22 protein-coding genes and 1 tRNA gene are annotated in these 22386 nt (G+C 66.2%); 12 read left to right on the top strand and 11 right to left on the bottom strand.

Features of this window, described 5'->3' with window-relative positions; translation table 11 throughout:
- Nucleotides 1-143 precede the first annotated feature (143 nt).
- The 4 genes from ACXAJT_RS08915 to ACXAJT_RS08930 all read left to right on the top strand — a co-directional run bounded on the left by ACXAJT_RS08915 (nt 144) and on the right by ACXAJT_RS08930 (nt 2562).
- A complete protein-coding gene (locus ACXAJT_RS08915; RefSeq protein ID WP_475234607.1) occupies nt 144-851 on the top strand; it encodes a gamma-glutamylcyclotransferase in 708 nt (235 codons plus the stop codon).
- A 241-nt stretch (nt 852-1092) separates the two neighbouring features.
- On the top strand, nt 1093-1374 hold the full coding sequence (ihfB, locus tag ACXAJT_RS08920) for an integration host factor subunit beta (RefSeq protein WP_066107709.1): 282 nt from the start codon (nt 1093-1095) through the stop codon (nt 1372-1374).
- 5 nt (nt 1375-1379) lie between these two features.
- Complete coding sequence (locus ACXAJT_RS08925) at nt 1380-1730, top strand: lipopolysaccharide assembly protein LapA domain-containing protein (RefSeq protein WP_475234608.1); 351 nt, start codon at nt 1380-1382, stop codon at nt 1728-1730.
- Between the two features lie 163 nt (nt 1731-1893).
- Nucleotides 1894-2562 (top strand): phosphoribosylanthranilate isomerase, encoded by a 669-nt coding sequence (locus ACXAJT_RS08930; RefSeq protein WP_475234609.1) that lies wholly within the window; start codon nt 1894-1896, stop codon nt 2560-2562.
- A gap of 157 nt (nt 2563-2719) precedes the next feature.
- Here ACXAJT_RS08930 and ykgO read toward each other — a convergent pair whose 3' ends face one another.
- Nucleotides 2720-2845 (bottom strand): type B 50S ribosomal protein L36, encoded by a 126-nt coding sequence (gene ykgO, locus ACXAJT_RS08935; RefSeq protein ID WP_008884645.1) that lies wholly within the window; start codon nt 2843-2845, stop codon nt 2720-2722.
- A gap of 81 nt (nt 2846-2926) precedes the next feature.
- Nucleotides 2927-3001, bottom strand: a tRNA-Val gene (locus ACXAJT_RS08940).
- A 159-nt stretch (nt 3002-3160) separates the two neighbouring features.
- Here ACXAJT_RS08940 and ACXAJT_RS08945 point away from each other — a divergent pair.
- On the top strand, nt 3161-4021 hold the full coding sequence (locus ACXAJT_RS08945; RefSeq protein WP_475234610.1) for an N-formylglutamate amidohydrolase: 861 nt from the start codon (nt 3161-3163) through the stop codon (nt 4019-4021).
- Between the two features lie 57 nt (nt 4022-4078).
- Here the strand turns inward: ACXAJT_RS08945 and ACXAJT_RS08950 are convergent, their stop codons facing one another.
- Both ACXAJT_RS08950 and ACXAJT_RS08955 read right to left on the bottom strand, forming a co-directional pair.
- The gene (locus tag ACXAJT_RS08950; RefSeq protein WP_475234611.1) at nt 4079-4726 is read right to left on the bottom strand and encodes a pseudouridine synthase; all 648 of its coding nucleotides are present in this window, start codon (nt 4724-4726) and stop codon (nt 4079-4081) included.
- A 70-nt stretch (nt 4727-4796) separates the two neighbouring features.
- Complete coding sequence (locus tag ACXAJT_RS08955; RefSeq protein WP_475234613.1) at nt 4797-5969, bottom strand: thiolase family protein; 1173 nt, start codon at nt 5967-5969, stop codon at nt 4797-4799.
- A gap of 268 nt (nt 5970-6237) precedes the next feature.
- Between ACXAJT_RS08955 and ACXAJT_RS08960 the strand changes: the two genes are divergently transcribed.
- Together ACXAJT_RS08960 and ACXAJT_RS08965 are read left to right on the top strand one after the other, a co-directional pair.
- A complete protein-coding gene (locus tag ACXAJT_RS08960; protein ID WP_475234614.1) occupies nt 6238-6612 on the top strand; it encodes an STAS domain-containing protein in 375 nt (124 codons plus the stop codon).
- Between the two features lie 21 nt (nt 6613-6633).
- Nucleotides 6634-7101 (top strand): ATP-binding protein, encoded by a 468-nt coding sequence (locus ACXAJT_RS08965; protein WP_475234615.1) that lies wholly within the window; start codon nt 6634-6636, stop codon nt 7099-7101.
- A 747-nt stretch (nt 7102-7848) separates the two neighbouring features.
- Here ACXAJT_RS08965 and ACXAJT_RS08970 read toward each other — a convergent pair.
- From ACXAJT_RS08970 to ACXAJT_RS08985, 4 genes are all read right to left on the bottom strand, one after another.
- The gene (locus ACXAJT_RS08970) at nt 7849-9219 is read right to left on the bottom strand and encodes a glutamate--cysteine ligase (protein ID WP_475234616.1); all 1371 of its coding nucleotides are present in this window, start codon (nt 9217-9219) and stop codon (nt 7849-7851) included.
- Nucleotides 9220-9286: 67 nt separating this feature from the next.
- Entirely contained in the window at nt 9287-9814 is a 528-nt protein-coding gene (locus ACXAJT_RS08975; protein ID WP_475234617.1) for a hypothetical protein, read from the bottom strand.
- A complete protein-coding gene (locus tag ACXAJT_RS08980) occupies nt 9811-10668 on the bottom strand; it encodes a GNAT family N-acetyltransferase (protein ID WP_475234618.1) in 858 nt (285 codons plus the stop codon). The genes ACXAJT_RS08975 and ACXAJT_RS08980 overlap by 4 nt, the downstream gene beginning before the upstream one ends.
- Nucleotides 10665-11393: a 16S rRNA (uracil(1498)-N(3))-methyltransferase gene (locus ACXAJT_RS08985; protein ID WP_475234880.1), complete on the bottom strand. Its 729-nt coding sequence runs from the start codon at nt 11391-11393 to the stop codon at nt 10665-10667. The genes ACXAJT_RS08980 and ACXAJT_RS08985 overlap by 4 nt, the downstream gene beginning before the upstream one ends.
- A gap of 12 nt (nt 11394-11405) precedes the next feature.
- Between ACXAJT_RS08985 and ubiA the strand changes: the two genes are divergently transcribed.
- The 5 genes from ubiA (at nt 11406) to ACXAJT_RS09010 (ending at nt 19235) form a co-directional block, all read left to right on the top strand.
- Nucleotides 11406-12374: a 4-hydroxybenzoate octaprenyltransferase gene (gene ubiA / locus ACXAJT_RS08990; protein WP_475234619.1), complete on the top strand. Its 969-nt coding sequence runs from the start codon at nt 11406-11408 to the stop codon at nt 12372-12374.
- Between the two features lie 62 nt (nt 12375-12436).
- Nucleotides 12437-14425, top strand: a complete 1989-nt coding sequence (locus ACXAJT_RS08995) for an OmpA family protein (protein ID WP_475234620.1) — start codon at nt 12437-12439, stop codon at nt 14423-14425.
- Nucleotides 14422-14751 (top strand): hypothetical protein, encoded by a 330-nt coding sequence (locus ACXAJT_RS09000; RefSeq protein WP_475234621.1) that lies wholly within the window; start codon nt 14422-14424, stop codon nt 14749-14751. Before ACXAJT_RS08995 ends, ACXAJT_RS09000 begins: the two co-directional genes overlap by 4 nt.
- 237 nt (nt 14752-14988) lie before the next feature.
- Nucleotides 14989-18222, top strand: coding sequence for a calcium-binding protein (locus ACXAJT_RS09005; RefSeq protein WP_475234622.1), 3234 nt, complete (start codon nt 14989-14991; stop codon nt 18220-18222).
- Between the two features lie 77 nt (nt 18223-18299).
- Entirely contained in the window at nt 18300-19235 is a 936-nt protein-coding gene (locus ACXAJT_RS09010) for a LysR family transcriptional regulator (protein ID WP_475234624.1), read from the top strand.
- Nucleotides 19236-19249: 14 nt separating this feature from the next.
- On the opposite strand, the gene ACXAJT_RS09015 is transcribed toward ACXAJT_RS09010, so the two are convergent.
- The 3 genes from ACXAJT_RS09015 to ACXAJT_RS09025 are packed head-to-tail and all read right to left on the bottom strand — an operon-like array spanning nt 19250 to nt 22199.
- On the bottom strand, nt 19250-20254 hold the full coding sequence (locus ACXAJT_RS09015; RefSeq protein WP_475234625.1) for a glycosyltransferase family 4 protein: 1005 nt from the start codon (nt 20252-20254) through the stop codon (nt 19250-19252).
- 26 nt (nt 20255-20280) lie between these two features.
- Complete coding sequence (locus ACXAJT_RS09020; RefSeq protein WP_475234626.1) at nt 20281-21267, bottom strand: glycosyltransferase family 2 protein; 987 nt, start codon at nt 21265-21267, stop codon at nt 20281-20283.
- A 17-nt stretch (nt 21268-21284) separates the two neighbouring features.
- The gene (locus ACXAJT_RS09025) at nt 21285-22199 is read right to left on the bottom strand and encodes a glycosyltransferase family 2 protein (RefSeq protein WP_475234628.1); all 915 of its coding nucleotides are present in this window, start codon (nt 22197-22199) and stop codon (nt 21285-21287) included.
- Nucleotides 22200-22386 lie beyond the last annotated feature (187 nt).

Genomic DNA, 22386 nt, shown 5'->3' on the forward strand with positions numbered 1-22386 from the left:
CGCTTGCACGATTAGAAGGGCCCCGGGAAACCGGGGCCCATTTCTTTTGCGTGGCCCTCAGCCTTCGCGCATGGCTGCACAGAGAGATGTGCAGCCCCCGTTCGCGCCTTGCGCTTGCGCCGCAGCCGTGAAGACATGCGCGCATGTCAAACGATATGCCTCCCTCCGCCGCGCTGCACCTGACCGAAGACCACGTGAACCGGGTCTTTCGCGAGGTCCCCGAAACCGACGACGCCGAACTCTGGGGCTGGAGCCGGCTCGACGAGGCCGGCATCGCCAGAAAGGCGAAAGAGATTCTCGCGCAGCGTCCGGACGGGCCGCTGCAGGTGTTCGCCTACGGATCTTTACTGTGGAAGCCGGAGTTCACGCCGGCGGCTGAGCGGCGTGGCCGCGCGGTCGGCTGGCACCGCGCCTTCTGCATTGAACTGACCTCGTGGCGCGGCACGCCCGACGCGCCGGGGCTGATGATGGCGCTGATGCCCGGTGGCGATTGCACCGCGCTGCTGCACGAGGTGGCAGAGACCGAGGTGCTGGCGGCCACCGAGGCGCTGGTGCGCCGCGAAATGCCCTATGCCGAGCTGTCCGACAGCTACAGCTGGATCCCGGTGGACACCGCCGAGGGGCCGGTGCGCGCGCTGACCTTCTATGCGCCGCCGCGCGGCAACCAGTTGCGTACCGACCTGTCGCTCGAAGAGACCGCGGGGATCATTGCCCGCGCCTGTGGTCATGCGGGCTCGAACGTCGAATACCTGCATCGTACGGTGACATCGCTGGCCACCCACGGGCTGCATGACGCGGAGCTGTGGCGGCTCGAACAGATGGTCGCGGCGGAAATCGACGCGCTCTACTAACCTGCAAGAGCTTGGATTCGGCCCGGACGATAGGCCGAATCGCCGCCTATTCTTTGGGATAGCCGCGGCGCAGCAATTGCGCTTGGCGTGAGCTTCACCGCCCCAGGACCGGCATGAAGCCGCGCAATACGCTGCTTTTCATGGATTTTTCTGCGATTATCGCGCTTTCCGTTTGGCGTGCGCCCGGCAAAGGTCGTACAACAGAGGGAGCGCGGAAAATGCGATATAGGGATGGGCGAGGATGATCAGATCGGAATTGATCCAGAAGATCGCGGAGGAGAACCCGCATCTCTACCAACGGGACGTCGAGCGGATCGTGAACACGATCTTCGAGGAAATCACCGCGGCGATGGCGCATGGCAATCGCGTCGAGTTGCGCGGCTTTGGTGCCTTTTCCGTCAAGCAGCGGGACGCTAGACAGGGCCGGAACCCCCGCACGGGCGAAGCCGTTGACGTCGAGGAGAAATGCGTGCCGTTCTTCAAGACCGGCAAGCTCTTGCGGGACCGACTGAACGGGAAGTGACCTCGATGAAATACATTCGCTATGCCTTTTGGGCCGTGCTGGCCATTGTGCTGATCTGTGTGGCTCTGGCCAACCGTGGCCCGGCGACGCTGAACCTGCTGCCGGTGGAAATGGCTGAACTGCTGAACTTCCAGTACACGGTGACCGTGCCGGTGTTCATCGTGATCTTCGGCGGCATCGTCGCGGGCCTGCTGATCGGCTTCGTCTGGGAGTGGCTGCGCGAGCACAAGCACCGGGCGGTGGCGGCGCAGCGCAAGACCGAGGTGAAGCGCCTCGAACGCCAGCTGAAGAAGACGCAGGACGAGCGCGACAAGGACAAGGACGAAGTTCTGGCGATCCTCGACCAGAGCGCCTGAGCCACGACCAGGCCGCCACAGGGGCGCCAGAGGGCCGCATCCGCGTATTGAGTGATCCTGCCGGATAAGGTGGGTGAGGGGGGGCTTCGGCTCCCCTCGTTGCTTGCGTTCTGGCGGTGAGACAATATCTACAGTAGGCGACGCTGCAGAGGGCATGGGGTGCATGGATATTCAGGTCAAAATCTGCGGGCTGCGCACGCCCGCCGACGTGGCGGCGGTGGCCGAGGCTGGCGGGCGATACGCAGGCTTTGTGTTCTTTCCCAAGAGTCCGCGCGCGGTGACAGTTGCGCAGGCGCGGGAATTGGCGCTGTCGGCCCCCGTGGGGCTGGCGAAGGTGGCGCTGGTGGTCGATGCCGACGACGCGCTGCTGACAGAGATCACCGACAATGTGCCGCTCGATATTCTGCAACTGCACGGCAAGGAAAGCGTCGCGCGCGTGGCAGAGATTCGCGAGCGCTTTGGCCTGCCGGTGATGAAGGCGGTGGGTGTCGCGTCGGAAGACGACCTTCCTGCGCTCGAAGCCTATGGCCGGGTCGCCGACATGTTGCTGGTGGACGCCAAGGCGCCGAAGGACGGTCCGCTGCCGGGTGGCAACGGGCTGGCCTTCGACTGGCGGCTTATCGCCGGTCGCCGCTGGCCGGTGCCGTGGATTCTGGCAGGTGGGCTGACCGCAGAGAACGTCGCGCAGGCGGTGCGCATGACCGGCGCCCGACAGGTCGATCTTTCGAGCGGCGTTGAAACGGCTCCGGGCGAAAAATCGCCGGAATTGATTCGAGCCTTCATGCAGGAGGCGCGCAAAGCCGGTGCCGCGCTTGAAGTGCCGCAACTCTGATCCGCTCGCTTCGCGGCTTAACTCAAAAGGCCCTGTGCGATAAGCGCAGGGCCTTCTGCATTGTGCGGGGAGGGACGATGGTCCGAAAGCATTGTCCCAAAGCAAAAAGGCCACCCTGACGGGCGGCCCTCAGCCGGATCAAATCCTGCGGTTTCGATCAGCCCTGACGAGCTTTGAAACGACGCTGGGTTTTGTTGATCACATAAACACGGCCCTTGCGACGCACAACGCGGCAGTCGCGATGGCGCTGTTTGAGCGAGCGGAGCGAGTTAGCGACTTTCATATCAAGTCTCTCCTCTTTCGCGGCGCGCGAGCGCCTGGCGTTGCGTTTTCCCCGAACCGTGGTTCGAGGCGATGAATTCCATGGTGGGCGGTACTGGGATCGAACCAGTGGCCCCTACGATGTCAACGTAGTGCTCTACCGCTGAGCTAACCGCCCGTATGGCCTGCGCTTTTCTTGTCGTTCTGGCCGCGTCCCTCTTTCGAGTGCCGCAGTGAACTGCGCCGGTGGAGCGCTCTATAAAAGGAGTCGGAGGGGGGATCAAGGGCTTTTGGGAGAAATAAGATTCAGGCTATCTTATTCCTGCAAGGAGCCCAGATGCCCAAAGTCGCTTATCATCTCGATCTGCCCGAAACGCCCAGTTCCGCGGTGGTTTTCGCGTCTCCGCACTCCGGGCGCGATTATCCGTGGAGCTTTCTGCGCGGCACCGTGCTGGACGAACGGCAGATTCGCTCGTCCGAAGATGCGTTCGTCGACCGTCTCTTTGATTGTGCTCCACAATTTGGGGCGCCGCTGCTGCGGGCGGGGGCGCCACGGGCGTTCATCGACCTCAACCGCGCTTCTGACGAACTGGACCCGGCGCTGATCGAAGGCGTGCGCAGGGCCGGACACAACCCGCGAGTCGCCTCCGGCCTTGGCGTGGTCCCACGGGTGGTGGCCAACGGTCGTGCGATCTATTGCGGCAAGCTGCCGCTGGCCGAGGCTGAGCGGCGCATCGGTCTTTATTGGAAACCTTACCACACGCGCCTGCAGGCGCTGCTCGATTCGGCCAAGAGCGCCTATGGCGAGGCGATCCTGATCGATTGCCATTCGATGCCGCACGAGGCGGTAGAGAGTGTGCTGCGCCGTGGCGCGCGGCGGCCTGAGATCGTTCTGGGTGACAGATTCGGCGCCTCTGCCGCGCCGGAGGTCGTCGAACTGGTCGAGCAGGCGTTCCGGCGTGCCGGGCTTCAGGTGGCGCGCAATGCGCCGTTCGCCGGGGCGTTCACCACCATGCACTACGGGCGACCGTCGCGCCGCCAGCACGCGATCCAGATCGAGATTGACCGGGCACTCTACATGGATGAGGCGCAGGTGCGCCCGAGCGGCGATTTCCACGCCTTCCGGCGGCTGCTGCGCGGGGTCATCGCGGAACTGGCCGCCATCGGTCATCGCGAGCAGCGAGTCGCCGCCGAGTGACTCCATTCCGCCGGTGCAAGCCCGTCGGAAATATGGCGCGCAGGTGAAGGGCGCGCGTTAGAACGGCGCGGGCGCGCGGAAGCTGTGGCCCATGCCGCCGTCGGGATGGCGCAGCCGAAGCTCTTCCGCGTGCAACATCATACGCGGGTATTGGTCGGCGGTTTCGGGCGCGTAGAACGGATCGCCGAGAATCGGGTGCCCCTGCGCCAGCATATGCACCCGCAGCTGGTGGCTGCGCCCGGTGCGCGGCAGCAGATGCACGCGGGTTTCCGTATCGCTGGCCTTGATCACCCGCCAGTCGGTTTGCGCCGGTTTGCCGGTCTCGTGGCAGACCATCTGCTTGGGGCGGTTCGGCCAGTCGACGATCAGCGGCAGATCGATATGCCCGTGCTTTGGCTCAAGCCGTCCCGCAACGCGTGCAAGGTAGGTCTTCTTGGTGCGCCGATGCTCGAACTGCAGGCCGATATGGCGCTGTGCGTGCGGGGTGAGGGCAAAGACCATGACGCCCGAGGTGTCGCGGTCGAGCCGGTGCACCAGCAGCACCTGCGGAAAGGCAACCTTCAGCCGTTCGATCAGGCAGTCTGCCAGTTCCGGTCCCTTGCCGGGCACGGAGAGCAGCCCTGCGGGCTTGTCGACCACGAGAATCTCGTGATCGACGTGAAGGACGGGGATCTCTCCCTGCGGCGGATTGTAGTCAGAGCTCATGCGCGGCTCATGGCAAATGCCGGGCGCCGCCGCAAGGCCGCCGCGGGCGTGGGCTGGGGCGGCAAGCGGCTCAGAGCCGCTCGATGGCGATTGCCGTGCCTTCGCCGCCACCGATGCAGATGGCGGCAACGCCCCGCTTCAGGCCGCGGGTTTCCAGCGCGTTGAGCAGCGTCACCATGATCCGCGCTCCGGAGGCGCCGATCGGGTGACCAAGCGCGCAGGCGCCGCCGTTGACGTTCACCACGTCGCGCGGCAGGCCCATCTCGTGCATGAAGGCCATGGGCACCACGGCAAAGGCCTCGTTGACCTCCCACAAATCGACGTCCGAGATTTTCCAGCCCACACGGTCCAGCACTTTGCGCGCAGCGGGAATCGGTGCGGTAGGGAAAAGGCCGGGGGCCTGCGCATGGCTGGCGTGGCCGAGGATTCTTGCCCGCGGGGTGACGCCGGTCTGCGCGGCCACATCAAGCGTCGTCAGGACCAAGGCCGCTGCGCCGTCAGAGATCGAACTGGAGTTGGCGGCGGTCACTGTGCCGTCCTTGCGGAATGCCGGTTTCAGGTGAGGAATTTTCTCGGGGCGTGCGCGGGCGGGTTGCTCGTCGCGGGTGATCACCTCTTCGCCGGTGCGCGCATGCACGGTGACGGGGGTGATCTCGCTTTCGAAAGCGCCGCTGCGCTCGGCGTCGAGGGCATTGGACAGCGACGCCAGCGCATATTGGTCCTGTGCCTCTCGGGTGAACTGGAACGTCTCGGCGCAATCCTCGGCAAAGGTGCCCATCAGCCGGCCCTTGTCGTAGGCGTCTTCAAGCCCGTCGAGGAACATGTGATCAACCGTCGCGCCATGCCCCAGCCGTGCGCCACCGCGCATCTGTGGCAGCAGGTAGGGGGCGTTGCTCATGCTCTCCATGCCGCCGACCGCAATGGTCTGCGCATGGCCAAGCGCCAGCCGATCCCAGCCCATCATCGCGGCCTTCATCCCCGAGCCGCACATCTTGTTGAGCGTGGTGGCGGGCACCTCGTCGCCGAGACCGGCCTTGAAGCCTGCCTGCCGGGCGGGGGCCTGTCCCTGTCCGGCGGGCAAGACGCAGCCCATCAGCAGTTCGTCCACCTGTGGTCGCCCCGCCTCGGACAGGGCCGCCCGCAGCGCCGCACCGCCCAGTTCGGCGGCCGAGAGCGCCGAAAGCGCGCCCTGAAATCCGCCCATGGCCGTGCGTGCGGCACCGGTGATGACTACGTCCTTCATGCTCTCTCCTCCCAAAGACACGGCCTCTGAATACCGAATAGTAATGATTGCCGTCTAGCGTGCTGAAGATATGGGCACTTGCAGACGCTGCGGCAATCGCGGCCCGGCAGCGCGCGGGGCGGCTGCGTCGCCGGGGGCTGCGTCGCCGGGGTGCGCGTGCCGCGTTGAGGCGCCGTGGCTTCATCGGGCGGGCAAGAAAGCCGGCTCGTGACGCAGGGCCGCGGAACAATCAGCGAAGCGCGCCGGGACTGCCAAACGGAGGATGCCAATGAAGCTCAGCACCCGCGGAACCGATCCGCAGGTCATCCGGGTCGACGAGGCTCGAATCGACGCCGCCGTCGCGATCCAGTTCAAGGATGCCATGCGCGCCCACCTTCCGCCTGACGCAAGTCGCGTGATCCTCGATCTCAGCAGTGTCGAATTCATCGATTCCAGCGGCCTCGGCGCCATCGTTGCCACCATGAAGACACTGCAGCCGGGATGCCGGCTCGATCTCGCCGGGCTTCGGCCGATGGTCGACAAGGTGTTTCGCCTGACCCGCATGGACACGATCTTTGCGCTCTATCCGACCGTCGCCGAGGCAGAGGCCAAGCCGGAGGAGGAGGGCGATGCCAGACCTGCGGTCAAGGACGCGGGCGGCTGACGCGGCTTTGGGGGTGGTGGCATGACCGGCCTGACAGAACGTGCGCACAAGCCCCCCGAGGTGCGACGCAAGACGTTTCATCTGCGCGCAACCCCGGCAGAGGTGCGTGCGGCGCTGGCCGAGGTGGCGGCGCTGCTTGCCCGGCATGGTCTCTCCGCAGACGTGCGTCACGGGATCGAGCTGGTGCTCGCCGAGGCGCTGAACAATGTGGTCGAGCACGCCTATCCGAATATCTCGTCCGGGCCGGTGCGCCTGTGCGTCATCCTGAGCCGAAGCCGGGTGACGCTGCAGTTGCGGGACAATGGCGCCGCAATGCCGGGGCTGGTTTTGCCGGAGGGGCGGCTACGCCCGCTTGGGCATGACGGCGATGTGCCGGAGGGCGGGTTTGGCTGGTACCTGATCCGCAGGCTGGCGGCAGCGGTTCACTACCGCCGATGCGGTGCAGAGAACATCCTCGACATCAGCATGCCGCGCCACCCGTCGACCTAGGGTCGTGGGGCGGCAACGCGCGCTCTGGCGCCCCGACAGCGTCTTTGTTGCGCCAGTTTCTTGCCCCAGCCGTAAGCGCGACAAGGACCAAGCCGCTCTTGGCATGGTGCGCAGCCGCGCCGTCGACATCGCCCAGCCCAAAGGCGGCGTCATGTTTCGTCTTTCGGTCTTGCCCGTCGTCGCCCCTGCGCCGGCGCAGTGCGGTGCGCGGGTGGCTGGACCCGCGAGAGGGGGGCGCTAGCAAGATTTGCCCCGCGAATGCCGCGAGACAGGCCTATTTTGGACAAATTGCAGGTCGAGATTGAGGGCGTAGCTTCAGATAGCTTCCCTCGGCGCCGCGCTCTTCAGCCCCCGCTCAGTGCGCGGCGCCGAGGTACCCTTCCCCAAAAATATGCTCGAAATACCAACCGCTTCGGTTGGGTGTCGGTGCGTCAGGTGGTGCGCGCCTTCTGCCGCGGATGGATGTGGGCAAAGTTTCGCCGATCGCGGAGCATTCATCCGGCCTGCTGCAAGATCGCCGTAACCGCACCTTAGTCTCGCCAGATTTCAAGCCGATACCGTACTTGTAGCTGCATATGGCTTCCCTCGGCGTCGCGCCGTTTCAGCCCCCACCCAGTGCGTGGCGCCGAGGAACTACCAGCGGCATTCCCCAGACAGCTTTATAAGACGCGCGGCCCGCCCGACTGGCGGCTCAGTCGTGTCCTCCGCATGTGGCACGGGCCGGAAGGAACCGGCCTGCCATTCACATCAGTAGCTGTAGGCGCCGTAGATCTTCGACAGATCACCGCCCCATTCGCCGTTGTAGAGATCGAGCATTTCGTCGGCTTGCACACTGCCGCTCTCGACGCTTTCCTTCAGCGCGTTGAGGAAATGCGTCTCGTCCGGCAGCAGCCCGCCGGCGCCCGGGCGGGCGCGGGACACGAGGCCAGCCTCGGCGATTTTCAGCACCTCGCGCGCCAGATCATGCATGCGGATGCCGTTCACCTCGGCCTGCAGCGCATCATTGCCGGCGGCGACGCGCATTGCTTCGCGAGTTTCGTTGTCCCAGCCTTTGACCAGGTCCCACGCGGCGTCGAGCGCGCCCTGATCGTAGGTCAGCCCGACCCAGAAGGCGGGCAGGGCGCACAGCCGGCGCCACGGACCGCCGTCGGCGCCGCGCATCTCGATGAACTTCTTCATCCGCGCCTCGGGGAAGAGCGTGGTCAGATGATCCGCCCAGTCGGACAGCGTCGGTTTTTCGCCGGGCAGGGCGGGCAGCCGGCCCGCCATGAAATCGCGGAAGGACTGGCCGAGCGCGTCGATGTACTTGCCATCCCGGTAGACGAAGTACATGGGCACATCCAGCGCGTATTCCACGTAGCTTTCGAAGCCGAAGCTCTCGTCGAAGACGAAGGGCAGCATGCCGGTGCGTGCCGCGTCGAGGTTGCGCCAGACGTAGGAGCGGTAGCTCTTCATGCCGTTCGGCTTGCCTTCGAGGAAGGGCGAGTTGGCAAAGAGCGCGGTGGCGACGGGCTGTAGCGCCAGCGCCACGCGCATCTTCTTGATCATGTCGGCCTCGGAGCCGAAGTCGAGGTTCACCTGCACCGTGCAGGTACGCCGCATCATGGTTTTGCCAGTGGTGCCGACCTTGCCCATGTAGGCATCCATCAGCTTGTAGCGGCCCTTGGGCATGAGGGGCATTTCTTCATGCGTCCATTCGGGCGCGGCACCGAGGCCGATGAAGCCCACGCCGATCTCGTCGGCAATGCCCTTCACCTCGCGCAGGTGCTCGTTCACCTCGTCGCAGGTCTGGTGGATGGTCTCGAGCGGGGCGCCGGAAAGCTCCAGCGCGCCGCCCGGCTCCAGCGAGACGTTCGCGCCATCCTTGGTCAGCCCGATGAGGTTGCCGCCCTCGTTGACCTCGGCCCAGCCGTGGCGGTCGCGCAGACCTTCCAGCACGGCGCGGATCGAGCGCTCCCCCTCGTAGGGCAGCGGTGCATGGGTGTCGGTCAGATAGCCGAATTTCTCGTGCTCGGTGCCGATGCGCCAGTCGTCTTTGGGCTTGCAACCGGCCTCAAGGTACTCGCCAAGCTGTGCGTGATGCTCGATCGGCCCGCCGCCGGACTGGGGAATGGACATGTCTGGGCTCCGATCTTGCTTGGCCTTGGGTCTCGAGGGTCAGGGATGGGCGCAACCGCAGCCCTTGTCAATGCAGACGGAGGGCGGGTTTTTGTGCGCTGGCGCGCTGCCAGATGGTCACTGGCGCAGACCCGTCCGCCTGCATTTTCTGCAGCATGCGCTCGGTTTGCAGGCCGGGCAGCCGCGCGAAGACATCGAAAAGTTGATCGGCCCCCTCTGCGGTGAGCGGGATCGCCAGCGTAGTGCCATCTTCGCTGCGCAGCAGCCAGTGCGGCGGTTTCGCGCGCGGATCGAGGGTCAGCGCGGTCAGGCTGTCGAGATCGGCAAAACCGCCGGTCAGCGGGCCGAAATAGCTGATCCGCCCCTCAATGACCCGCACCACGCCGGGCCCGTCGGTGCCGGTGCGGAAGCGCGCGCGCTGTACCCCGGCAAAGATCAGCGCCAGCGCGATCGCCATGACCGCCCAGCCGATCCACATCAGCAGGCCGCCCGGAAACAGCGCCCAATAGAGGCCAAGCGCAAAAACGCCCAGCCCGGCCAGTACCTCGCGCCAGCGCATCAGCGTGGCTTTCGCTTCGGGGCGTAGGAAACTCATGCGGCTGACCGTGCAGATGCGGGGGATTTCAGCACAGCGACGCGATAGCCGCCGATATGGGCAAATCCGATGCCCTCGTAGGCGCGCGCTGCAGCGGGGTTGTTGGCAAACAGAACGGCGCGGCGTAGCCCCTTGCGACGCGCCTCAAGCAGCATCGCGTGGACCGCGCGGCGCCCGCGTCCGCCATTGCGCAGCGCCGGAGGCACAAACACCCCGCCGATCTGTCCGATGCCGTCGACCTGCGCGTTGAAGGCACACATGGCCACCGGCGCACCGTCTTCGATCAGCAGCCGCGTCGCATCATCGCCGACGCAGCCCGCGGCGCGTTGCGCGGCCGTCACGTGTGCTGCGGGATCGGTGCCGCCAATGCCGATCTCGGCGGCGTAGTCGAAAAACCAGTCGCGCAGCAGCGGCACATCCGCCGCCTCCGGCGTCCGGCAGCGCGCATCGCAGTCGGGCAGCCCCGCAAGCTCAAGCGTGTACAGGGGCTCGACGTGGTGCAGGCGGAAGGCCGCATCGGGCAGCCCCAGCGCGGCGATCAGCCGGGCGGAGGCCTCTGGCGGTCCGGTGATGGCGGCGATGGCGCGCGCGCCAAGCGCCTCGGCATAGGCGGCAAAGACAGTGTCGGGCGCATCCGGGGCCTGACACAGCAAGAAGCCGCTCTTGGTGCGTCCGAACACCGCGCGGATCGGGCCAGAGGCGGGCCAGAGATAGCAGCGTGTGGCGTGCGGGTGCTCGCCGCCCTCCAGCCCATGCGCCGCGAGGTTGCTGCGCAGGAACATCGAGGTTTCGGCATGCTGCGCGAGGAACCGCTCGATCGCGGGCGCGTCCGAGGGCAGGGCGGGACGGATCATCGCCAGTCTCCGCAGTGTGCCTGCCAGAGCGTCAGCGCCGCCACTGCCGCCGTATCGGCGCGCAGGATGCGCGGGCCGAGCGCGATAGATGTGGCCTGTTCCATGTCATGAAGCTTTGCGCGTTCGGCATCGGAAAAGCCGCCCTCGGGGCCGATCAGCACCGCCCAAGGCCCGGATGCACGGGACAGCGCCGCCGCATAGTCAGTGCCGGCACCCACGGCGGCCTCGTCGCAGAACAGCAACCGGCGGTCATCCCAGTCGGCCAGCAGCGGTGCCAGCTTTTGCAGCTCGCTGACCTCGGGCACGAAGGTGGCGCCGCATTGTTCGGCGGCCTCGACCGCGTGCGCTTGCAGCCGATCCTGGCGAATCCTTTCGGAGTTGGTGAAGGCGGTCTGCACCGGCACGATGCGGCGCACGCCCAGTTCCACCGCCTTTTCGACAATGAAATCTGTGCGCGCCTTTTTGATCGGCGCAAACAGCAGCCAAAGATCGGGAGGCGTGCCCTGCGGCTGAATCTGCTCGGTGCAAACCAGCGTACCGCCACGTTTTCCCGTCTCGGTGACCTCGGCACGCCATGCGCCGTCGCGTCCGTTGAACAGCGCCACGGCAGCGCCCTGTGGCAGCCGCATCACGGAAAAGAGATAATGGGCCTGCTCCCGCTCGAGAGCGACCGGTTGTCCCGCGCCCAGCGGGTGATCTACATACAGACGAACCTTTGCATTCATGAGGCGGACCATATGACCCATCCCGGCGCAGCGCCAGATCCCTCAGGACAGGTGTCCGACGCGGTACGCGGAAATTGGGTGGACCACCGCGCCCCGGCGTGGACCCGACCCTACCTGCGCCTGTCGCGCGCCGACCGACCCATCGGGACGTGGCTGCTGCTGCTGCCGTGTTGGTGGGGCCTGCTGCTGTCGATGGTGGCCGATGGCAACGCTTCATGGTTCGACCTGTGGATCTTCGTCGGCTGTGGCATCGGCGCGATCTTGATGCGTGGCGCGGGCTGCACGTGGAACGACATCACCGACCGGGATATCGACGGCAGCGTCGCGCGCACCGCCTCGCGCCCGATCCCTTCGGGGCAGGTGAGCGCCAAACAGGCGCTGGCATGGGCGGTGATCCAATGCCTCATCTCCTTTGCGATCCTGCTGACCTTCCCGCCGATGGCCATCCTTCTTGGCGTGCTGTCGCTGGGGCCGGTGGCGATCTACCCGTTCGCCAAGCGCTTCACGTGGTGGCCGCAGGTGTTCCTTGGCATCGCGTTCAACTGGGGCGCGCTGCTGGCATGGACGGCCCACAGCGGCAGCCTCGGGTGGCCCGCGGTGGCGCTCTACTTTGCGGGGATGGCCTGGACGTTGTTCTACGACACGATCTACGCCCATCAGGACAAGGAAGACGACGCGCTGATCGGGGTGAAATCCACCGCGCGGCTGTTCGGCGACGAGCGCACACCGAAGATGCTGGCGGGGTTCATGACCATTTCCGTGGCGCTGCTGGGCGTTGCGGTGGTGCTGGCCGCGCCGCACGGCGAGATCGGGCAGCTGGTGCTGATGATCGCGGGGCCCTGGGCCTTTGGCTGGCACATGGTTTGGCAGATGCGCAAGCTCGACGTGAACGACAACGACGTGCTGCTCAAGCTGTTCCGGTCCAACCGCGACGCCGGATTGCTGCCCGTGCTGTTTTTCGCCGTCGCTCTCTTGGCGTGATTGCGCCGACCGGGACCGGGGCGTATCAGAGTTGAAAAAATGATCAAGAAAGGGACGCTGTGATGCGCCTTTCCGGCTATCTCATTCCGGCCACCGCATTTGTCGCCGCAGCGGCGCTCTGCGCCGGCACGGCGTTCTTCTCGATGCAGATGGTCGAGACCGCCTCGCGGCAAGATGTCGCCAACGCGCTCATCCGCGATGGGCAGGACTGGGCCGAGGTCGATGTAAATGGCTTGCAGGTGTTTCTCATCGGCACCGCACCCGACGAAGCCGCGCGGTTCCGCGCGATGACCGTGGCAGGCTCGGTGGTGGATTCGGCCCGGGTGATCGACCAGATGCTGGTGGCCGATGCCGAGGCGATCGAAGCGCCGCGCTTCTCCATGGAGATATTGCGCAACGACGCCGGCATCTCGATCATCGGATTGGTGCCAACCGAGACTGACCGCGCGCGCCTGCTTGAGATCATGTCGGGCATGGTGTCCAGCCAGCAGCAGGTGTCTGATCTGCTGGAAGAGGCCGATTTCCCGCCGCCGGACGGCTGGAAACCGGCGGTCGATTTTGCCGGTCGCGTGCTCGAGGAGTTGCCGCGCTCCAAGGTCTCCGTCTCGGCGGGGCGGGTGCACATCAAGGCAATGACCGACAGCGAGGCCGACAAACGCGAGATCGAACGCGACCTGCGCCGCCGGGTGCCCGATGCGGTGGACCTGAGCCTCGATCTTTCCGCGCCGCGTCCGGTGATCACCCCCTTCACTTTGCGCTTCGTGATGGATGACGAGGGCATCCGCTTCGATGCCTGTTCCGCCGATACCGAAGAGGCGCGCACGAAGATTCTGGAGGCGGCCAAGGTCGCGGGGTTTGATGGTCAGGCGCAGTGCCGCATCGGTCTGGGCGTGCCATCGCGCCGCTGGGGCGACGCCACCGCTATGGGCATCCGCGCGCTGGCCGAGCTTGGCGGCGGGTCGGTGACGTTCTCCAACGCGGATGTGGCGCTGGCCGCGCCCGAAGGCACCGAGCAGCAACTCTTTGACAAGGTGGTTGGCGAGCTCGACACCGATCTGCCGCAGGTCTTTGCGCTGCATGCAACGCTGCCCGAAACACCCGAAGCAGGCGATCAGGGGCCGCCCGAGTTCACCGCCACGCTCTCGCCGCAGGGCGCGGTGCAATTGCGCGGACGGATCAATTCCGACCTCTCGCGCGAGACGGCGGACAGTCTGGCCAAAGCGCTCTTCGGTTCGGACAAGGTCTATACCGCCGCCCGTGTCGCCGAGGGGCTGCCGACCGGATGGGCGACCCGCGTTCTGGCCGGGCTTGAAGCGATGGGCGAACTCAGCAATGGCGCCCTGCGCATCACGCCTGATCTGGTCCGTATCTCGGGCGACACCGGCAACCCGGACGCCAATGCCGAGATCTCGGCGCTGCTGGCCGAGAAGCTGGGCGATGGTAGCGACTTTGAGATCGATGTGACCTATCTGGAAAAGCTGGACCCGGCCTTGGCGATCCCGACGCCGGAGGAATGCGAGGCGCAGATCGTCGAGATCATCGGCGACCGCAAGATCAGCTTTGAGCCGGGCTCGGCCAACCTTGATGCCTCGGCCAAGGACATCATGGATGAGCTTGCCGAGCTTCTGAAGATCTGCGGCGACATCCCACTGGAAATTCAGGGCCACACCGACAGTCAGGGCCGCGAGTCGATGAACGAGGCGCTGAGCCGCGACCGGGCGCAATCGGTGCTCGACGCGCTGCGCAACCGCCGTGTGCTGACCTCCAGCTATCGCGTCAAAGGCTATGGCGAAACCACGCCGATTGCGGATAACAGTACAGAAGAAGGCCGCGAGGCAAACCGCCGGATCGAATTCAAGCTGATCCCACCTGAGCCGACCGAGGATGCGCCGGCTGATGGCGAAACGGACGGCGACACGGCGGACACGCAGGCCGACGGCGCAGAGCAGGCGCAGGACGAAACGCAAGGTCAGGACGCCGCTCAGGCAGAGGCGGCGCCGGACGAGGCAGGGCAAGACGGTCAGGAACCGCAGGAAGGGGCAGAGGAATGAACCGGACGGAATTCGTGATTGCCACGGCGATCATTCTCTTCGTGGCATTCTGCTTGGGTTGGTTCGCCAACTGGCTGGTGCACCGCTTCAAGCGGGTGGCGCAGGCCGACGTCGACCAGCTTGAGAAGATGAGCAAGGAACTGCACGAGGCCGAAGAGACCCGTGATCAGGCCATCACCTACCTGCAGCAGCGCGAGGCCGAACTGACCAATCAACTGGCCCAGACCGAAGCCGAGCTTTCAGCGGCGATGGAAGGCCTGCGCGAAGCGCGGCACGAGGCCGAGGACCTGCGCAGCATGCTCGAGCGCAGCAAGGGCACCGTCTGACAGCGCACTGGCCCCGCCGAACCGTCGGGGCCGGGCACGACGATCTTTCTCAGTAAATTGCTGTTTTTGCAGATTTCTTGCGCAGAGATGCCGATCGGCGCGTAGGGCGGTACCGCTGGGATCGGGCTGCCCAAAAGTTGCCTCAAACTCTCCCTAACCAGAGACGATTTCCGGCGCAGACCCGTTTGGGTGGTGTTGGCTGCGCCTATGTGCGGGGCTGTGTGAAGGGTATTTGGTATGACGACCTATGCAGTGACGCGCGACAACTGGAATGACCCGGCCTTCTGGGCCGGCATCTCCGAAGCCTCGGGCGGGCACACGCTTGATCTGTCTGCCTTGCCCGAAGAATTCGGCATCGAGTTCGATCAGGCCAATCTCGTGCTGTTTCTCAACCACGGCGGCGGCAGTTTCATGGTCGGCGATGCCACCGCCCCGGCCGCCTTCGACGCGCAGCTTGGCGGCAGCACCGAGTGGAGTTTCTTTGCGGCGGTGACCGGCAGCGCCGGGCAGGACACGCTGGGGGGCGGCGCTGAAGATGACGCGCTGGACGGCGGCGCAGGCGGCGACAGCCTGCTCGGCCATGCGGGCGATGATTTCATCACCGGCGGTGCAGGCAATGACACGATCTATGCGGGCGCGGGCGCCGACACGGTGATCGGCGGCGCTGGCGACGACTCGATCTCCGGCAATGAGGGCGGCGATTCGCTGATCGGTGGCGCGGGCAGCGACTCACTCTATGGCCAGCACGGCGACGACTACGTCAGCGGCGGCGATGGCGACGACACGCTCGAGGGCAACGAGGGCAACGACACGCTGATCGGCGGCGCGGGCAACGACTGGATGCGCGGCTCCTACGACGATGATGAGCTATGGGGCGGCACCGGCGACGACTACTACTGGGGCGGCTGGGGTGACGACACCTTCCACATCGAGAACGACTTCGGCAACGATACGGTTGATGCCGAAGGGGTCGATGAAACCGTCGGCGACACGCTCGATCTGTCTGCGGTCACCGACGCGCTGCGCGTCGATCTGAGAAATGTGACCCCGGGCATCGGCAACGTCTCCGACGGCACCTCCACGCTGATCTACGAGGAGATCGAAACCATCATGTTGGGCGCGGGCGTCGACACGCTGGTGCTGGTCGACGGTGGCGGACGCGATGCGGTGACCGATTTTGCGGCGCCCACCGATCTGGGGGGCGGGAGTTACGCCGAGAATGATCTGCTCGACGTCTCGGGCCTGACCGGTGATGACGGCGCGCCGGTGGATACCGGCGACGTCACTGTCACCGACACGCTTGGCGATGGCACAGGCGATGCGGTGCTGGGCTTTCCCGGTGGCGTGTCGCTGACGCTGGTTGGCGTGCTTGCCGCGCAGGTCGCCTCGGCGGCACAGCTCGAGGCGCTCGGCATCCCCGCGGCGGTCCCGGCGGCGGACGGCGAAGGCACGGCAAGCACCGATTCTGAAGGCGGAGAGACCGAGGCGGGGGGCACGGGCAGCGGCGGGTCGGAAACTGGCGAAACGGATACCGGCGGTACCGAAACGGGCGGAACAGACGACACAGCGCCCGCCGCGGACTTGCCGCAGATCGACGGCGCGTTCGAGTTCGAGGCCAGCATCCGCTTTGACGACCTGTCGGGCGCGCAGGTGCAGCGGGTCTTTGAATTTGGCGGCGCCGGCGAGGATCGGATCAGCTTTGGCCAGCTTGGCCCCAGCAGCGCCGTGATCTTCGAGATCATTCAAGACGATGCCACGTGGATGGTGGTGGCCGAAGAGGCGCTCTCCGAAGGCGAGACGGCGGTCTGGACCGTCGGCGTCGATGACACCGGCTTTATGTATATCGACAAGGATGGCGTGCAGGTCGCCGAGGGTGACGGGGTTGTGCCTTCCGATGCCGAGCGGCTCGACAATCAACTTGGCGGATCGGGCGACGCGGCGCTGATCGGCGAGATTGCCGACGTCTCGATCGCGCAGGGGAACGAGGTATGGACGTCCGACGGCGAGGAGGCGGGCGCGGCAGGTGATGCCGAAACCGGCGCGGATACAGGCTCTGGCACAGGAACGGATGCCGGCACCGATCCCGGAACAGGCTCAGGTACGGACACCGGTGGAACCGACACGGGCGGTGGCGGGGCCGACACCGGAGCAGACGCGCCCGGCGGTGACGCAGGCGCTTTGCCGCAGATCGACGGTGCCTTTGAGTTCGCGGCGACGCTCCGTTTCGACGACATCACAGAGGCTCGCGACCAGCGCGTGTTCGAATTCGGCGGCGACGGAGAAGACCGCATCACCTTTGGCCAGCTGGGCCCAAGCAGCGCTGTGCTCTTCGAGATCGTGCAGGATGGGGTGACGGCGCTGATCGTCGCTGAAGATGCGATCACCCAAGGCCAGACCGCCGACTGGATGGTCGGCGTCGACGCCAGTGGCTTTATGTATGTGGAAAAGGATGGTGTGCAGATTGCCGAGGGCGATGGCGTTGTGCCCGCAAACACCGCTCGGCTGAGCAACCTTCTTGGCGGAGAGGGCAGCCGATCTTTGCACGGCGAGATGACCGGGGTCTCGGTGACACAAGGCAGCTCCGTCTGGACGCCCGAAGCCGGCGCCACCGAGGTTGCGCCTGATGACACGGCGGATGAGCCTGCTACCGACACAAAGCCCCACGCAGAAGAGGATGCCGAAGCCGATGGCATCCTGCCGCAGATCGACGGGGCTTTCGAGTTTTCGGCCACCTTGCGCTTTGACGACATCACCGAGGCGCGGGGCCAGCAGGTGTTCGAATTCGGCGGTGCCGGGGAGGATCGCATCGCCTTTGGCCAGTTGGGCCCAAGCGATGCCGTGGTCTTTTCCGTCAGCCAAGGCGGCAGCACGCATTACGTTGTCGCCGAAGAGGCCATCACCGCGGGCGAGACGGCCGATTGGACGGTCGGCGTGGATGCGGGCGGCCACATGTATGTCGAAAAAGACGGTGCGCAGATTGCCGAGGGCGATGGCGTGGTGCCTACAGGGAGCGCGCGGCTGAGCAACCTGCTCGGCGGGCGCGGCGACAGTGCGCTTCAGGGCGAGATCGCCGACGTCAGCGTGACGCAGCCGGGCAGCGTCTGGACGCTGGATGGCGATGGCGCGGCGCATCTGCAGCTGACTGGCACTGAAGCCGACGAGCATCTGCAAGGTGGCGACGGGGCCGAGACGCTGATCGGGGGCGGCGGAGACGATACGCTCACCGGCGGCGACGGCGCGGATGTCTTTGGGCTTGGGGCCGTGGCGGGCGACGTCACCATCACCGATTTCACGCAGGGCGATCAGATCGACCTGTCGCAGATCGGCGCATGGCAAGACGGCGCCGCGCTCATGGCGGCACTCTCGCAGGAGGATGGCACGGCGACGCTCAGTTTCGATATCGACGGCGACGCACAGGCACTTGCGGTGTCGTCTGAGGAGGATCTCGAAGAAGACGACTTCCTGCTCTGATCTGAGCGCGGACCACCACGGCTTGGCAAGGCCGGGGGCACGTGGTTCACTCGCCGCGCCACTTGGAAAGGACCCCGATGCGACCGCTGCCCCATCTTCGTGCCATGCAGGCGTTCGAGGCGGTAGGCCGTTGCGGCTCTGTGGGGCGCGCAGCGCAGGAACTTGGCGTATCGTCAGGCGCGGTGAGCCAGCAGGTCCGGCGGCTAGAAGAGCATCTTGGTCTGGCCTTGCTGGAACGGCGCGGGCGACAGCTTGAACTGACCAGCTGGGGGCGGATTTACCATGCCGAGCTAAGCAAGGGCTTTGCCCAGCTTGACCACGCCGGCGCCGCGCTGGCGCGGGCGCGCAATGGCCTTGGGTTCGTGATCAGCTCGCTGACGACGGTCACCAACAAATGGCTCGGCCCGCGGCTGTTCGAATGGACGGCGGCCAACCCCGGCGCGCCGGTGCGTCTGATGGGCACCGAGATCGAGCCCGATTTGCATCGCGACAATGTCGATTTCCGCCTCTACTTCGATGACCAGCCCCCGCATGAGCACTACGCCGAGTTGTTCACCGACCGCATCGTGCCCGCCTGCGCCCCCGCGCTGCTGGCCGGACGCGATCTGCAGCAGCCAGAGGATATCTTTGAGTTTCCGCTGCTCGAGATCGTTTGGACCGAGAGTTTCGCCGCTCATCAGGTGCCGGGGTGGAGCGAATGGGCGGTGCATTGCGGTCTGCGGCCGCCGCCGTCCTCGGCGCGGCCCGGCCTGACCTTTGCGCTGTCGTCCAGTGCCATCGACGCCGCGGTGTCCGGGCGCGGCTTTGTGCTGGGGCAGCTGGGGATGATTGGCGAAGAGCTGGCAAATGGGCGGCTGGTTGTGCCCTTCGATCTGCGCATGCCGCTTGCGGTGCCCTACGGGCTGGCGTGGGATCGTGCCTCGCTGGAGAAACCCAAGGGCCGCGCCCTGCGCGATTGGCTTCTGGCGCAAGGGCGGCGGCAGCAACAGCTGTGTTCCGAGCCCGGGGTGTAGCCGGGCGGTCTCGCTCAGATCGTGGCGAAGCGCGAGGCAGAGCCCGTCTGGCGCGATTGCAGGCGCGCCAGCAGCGCCTGCCATCCCAGCACCGTCGCCTCATGCGGCAGCTCGCTTGGCAGCCGCGCGGCGCTGGCTGGGGCTCCGAGCACATCGCTCAGCGCGCGGCTCCACGCGGGCACCGAAAGGTCGGCCACTTCGATCGTCTCGGCGCTCATCTGCTCGGCCAGCCCATCGCGCCCGGAAAGCAGAACCTGACGCCCTGCGACCTGCGCCTCTTGGGCGATGAGGCCATAGGGCTCCCAGCGGGAGGGCATCGCGATGGCGTCGGAGAGGCGCAGCGCGGTCCGCACCGGCACCCAGCCATGCAGGGTGATGCGTGGATCGTACCGCGCCAGCGCGCGCAGTTCTGCGCGCTGCGGGCCAGTGCCGTAAATGTCGAGCCGCGCATCCCGGGCCGAGACCTCGGAGAAGGCCTGGATCAAGATGTCGTAGCCCTTTTGCCGGTGCAGGGTTCCGATCGCACCGATGCGGCGCACCGGGCCGACGGGGGAGGGCAGAGCCGTCAGCCGCGACATGTCGCTGCACGGCGGGATCACCGAAAGCTGGCTGACCGGCACCAGCGCATGGCGGCGCATCCAGCGCGCCTGCGCCTGACTGACCGCGACGACTTGGTCGAACATCGAGAACGCGCTGCGCAGCGAGGCCCGCAGGCGGCCACGGCGCCGGGTGTTGGCGGCCAGCAGACCCTCGCAATGGTCGTGCTCGATGTGGACAAGCATGGCGCCGGGATGGCGCGCGCGCAGAGCCATCAGCCCGGGCAGGCTGCGCCACGACAGCGGCAGATGCGAGACGATCACGTCCGCCTCCAGACGCGTGGCGCCGGCAGCATAGCGCGAAACCTGAACCACTTGCTGGTCGGCCATTGCGCCGAGCGCAGCATCACTTTTCAGAAACGCAAGATAGCGGGCAAGCCCGGTGCCGGCGCGATCGTCATGAAGATGGGCTATGCGAAGCATTGGCTGGTCTCCAGGCGAAGGGTGTATCAGACAGACGTGCCGCGCCGAGACGCGGGATCACGGCTGCAGACGGCGGAATTCGAGGTCGTCAGCGACAGGCGTAGGACCCGGCTGGCCATCGCGAGTGTGCGGCGCGGCTCTTCCAACAGGGGGGCCGCAGAGACCGAAAGCGCGCTGCGCAGCAGTGCCGCGGCCCCAGACCTGTCCTTGCGGCCAAGCGCGTGGTGGGCGAGGTGACGGTACTGATAGGCGCGGGCGCTGCGCAGATGACGGCCAAAAAAGTGACGATCCAGCACCGCAAGCTTGGCCACCATGCGCTCCCATGCGGCAAGATGCTTGTCGGTGCAGGCGGCGCTTGTCCCCGCGGGGACACGGCAGCGGCTGAGCACGCCGGGGATGCCAGCGATCTCCCAGTCCGTGGTCAGCGCGAAGCGCAGCCAGCATTCGATGTCGTCACACTGGCGGAAGGTCTCGTCGAACCACCAGTCGCGCTCGGTCTCTTGCGGGGGCCGGAAAGCCAGACCGCAGAGCGCCGCGCGGCGGAACATGGCGGTCGAGCCATTGCCCACCGGGTTGCGCCGGAACACCCGCGCCGCGCCTGTGCCGCGCAGCGGCGGCATGTTCTTCATGCCGGTCGGCGCACCGCACGCGTCAAGCAGTTCAAACCCCGCATAGCTCAGGCCGAGGCCGGGGTTGGTTTCGAACTGCAGCACATGTTCGGCCAATTTGGTCGGATTCCACAGATCGCCCGCATTGCAAAAGCCGATGTAGCTGCCGCGGGCGGCGGCGATGCCGCTGTTGCGGGCGCCAGCCATTCCGCGGCTGCGTTGGCGCAGCACGCGAATCCGCAGATCGCCGAGCGAGTCGGCCAAATCGGCGGTGCCATCGGTCGAGCCGTCGTCGACCACGATGATCTCGAGATCGGGACGGCTTTGCGCGCAGAGGCTGCGGAGCGTGGGCTCCAGCCTGTCGGCGGCGTTGTGGGCCGGAACGATGATCGAGGCGCAGGGCATTGGCGAGGCTCCGTCGCTCAGCGCGAGAGAAGCGCGCAGCGCAGCGAGCGCGGCAGCAGCGAGGCGATGAGCGCGCCGGTCAGCACCCGCACGCCGGAGAACGGATTCGAAAACCAGCCCGAGGGGCAGGCGGCGCAGCAGTAAAGACCGAGGCGCAGCGTCTGAAGGCCCGGGGCACCCATACGCAGGGCGCGGCCCGCCAGTTGCCGCATGTAGCTGGCCTCGATCCGCGCATCGCTGCGGACGCCGTAGCGCGCGGCACTGGTCAATGCGACCGAGCGGCCTGCGGCCATGCCTTCGAGGTCGGTCGAAAGGCTGTTGGCCGAGCAGCGGTAGTCGACCAGCACTTCATCCAGACCAATGACCGAGGCGCCATCGCCGACCAGACGGATCAGCCACTCAAGGTCGGCATTGTGCACCATGTCGGTGTTGAACCCGCCGCTGGACAGGAAGCTCTCGAGGCGGATCGCCACGTTCGAGAGGGTGCACACGGGATCGTCGCTCAGCAGCGCGTCGACCGTAAGTGACGCTTCGGGCTTGACCGAAAGGCCGATGCGTTTCTGGCCGTGGTACATCGCCACACGGGCGTGGCAGGCGTCGATGCCCTCGTCGTCGAAAACCGCGTCGAGACGTTCAAGCTTTTCCGGATGCCAGGTGTCGTCGGCGTCGAGGAAGGCGATGATCTCGCCATCGGCCTCGGCCAGCGCCATGTTGCGCGCCGCGCTGGGGCCGACGCCGCTGTTCTTCATCAGGCGAAACCGCAAGTCGATCCCGGCCATCGCGGCGACGATCAAGCGGGTGTCATCGGTCGACCCGTCGTCGATGATCAGCGCCTCCCAATCGCCCTCGGTCTGAGCCAGAAGGCTGTCGAGCGTGTCCGCGATGGTGTCTGCGGCGTTGAAGCAGGGAATGACGACGGAAAAACGGGGCATCTTCGAACAACCTTCTCTGCGAACAGGACCGGGTGAAAACTCGTTAAACAGATCACTGGGCAACCACCGGCCCATGCCCTCTTGTAGCGGGGCAGGGTGGGGGCTGTCCTCCGCTCCGGAGGGGAGGAGAATGGGGCAAGCGGTGAGAGCCCTATCCGTCCGGGTAGGGTTCAGCGCGGGGCGACCC

Source organism: Salipiger sp. ABF4_146, from assembly GCF_056161345.1.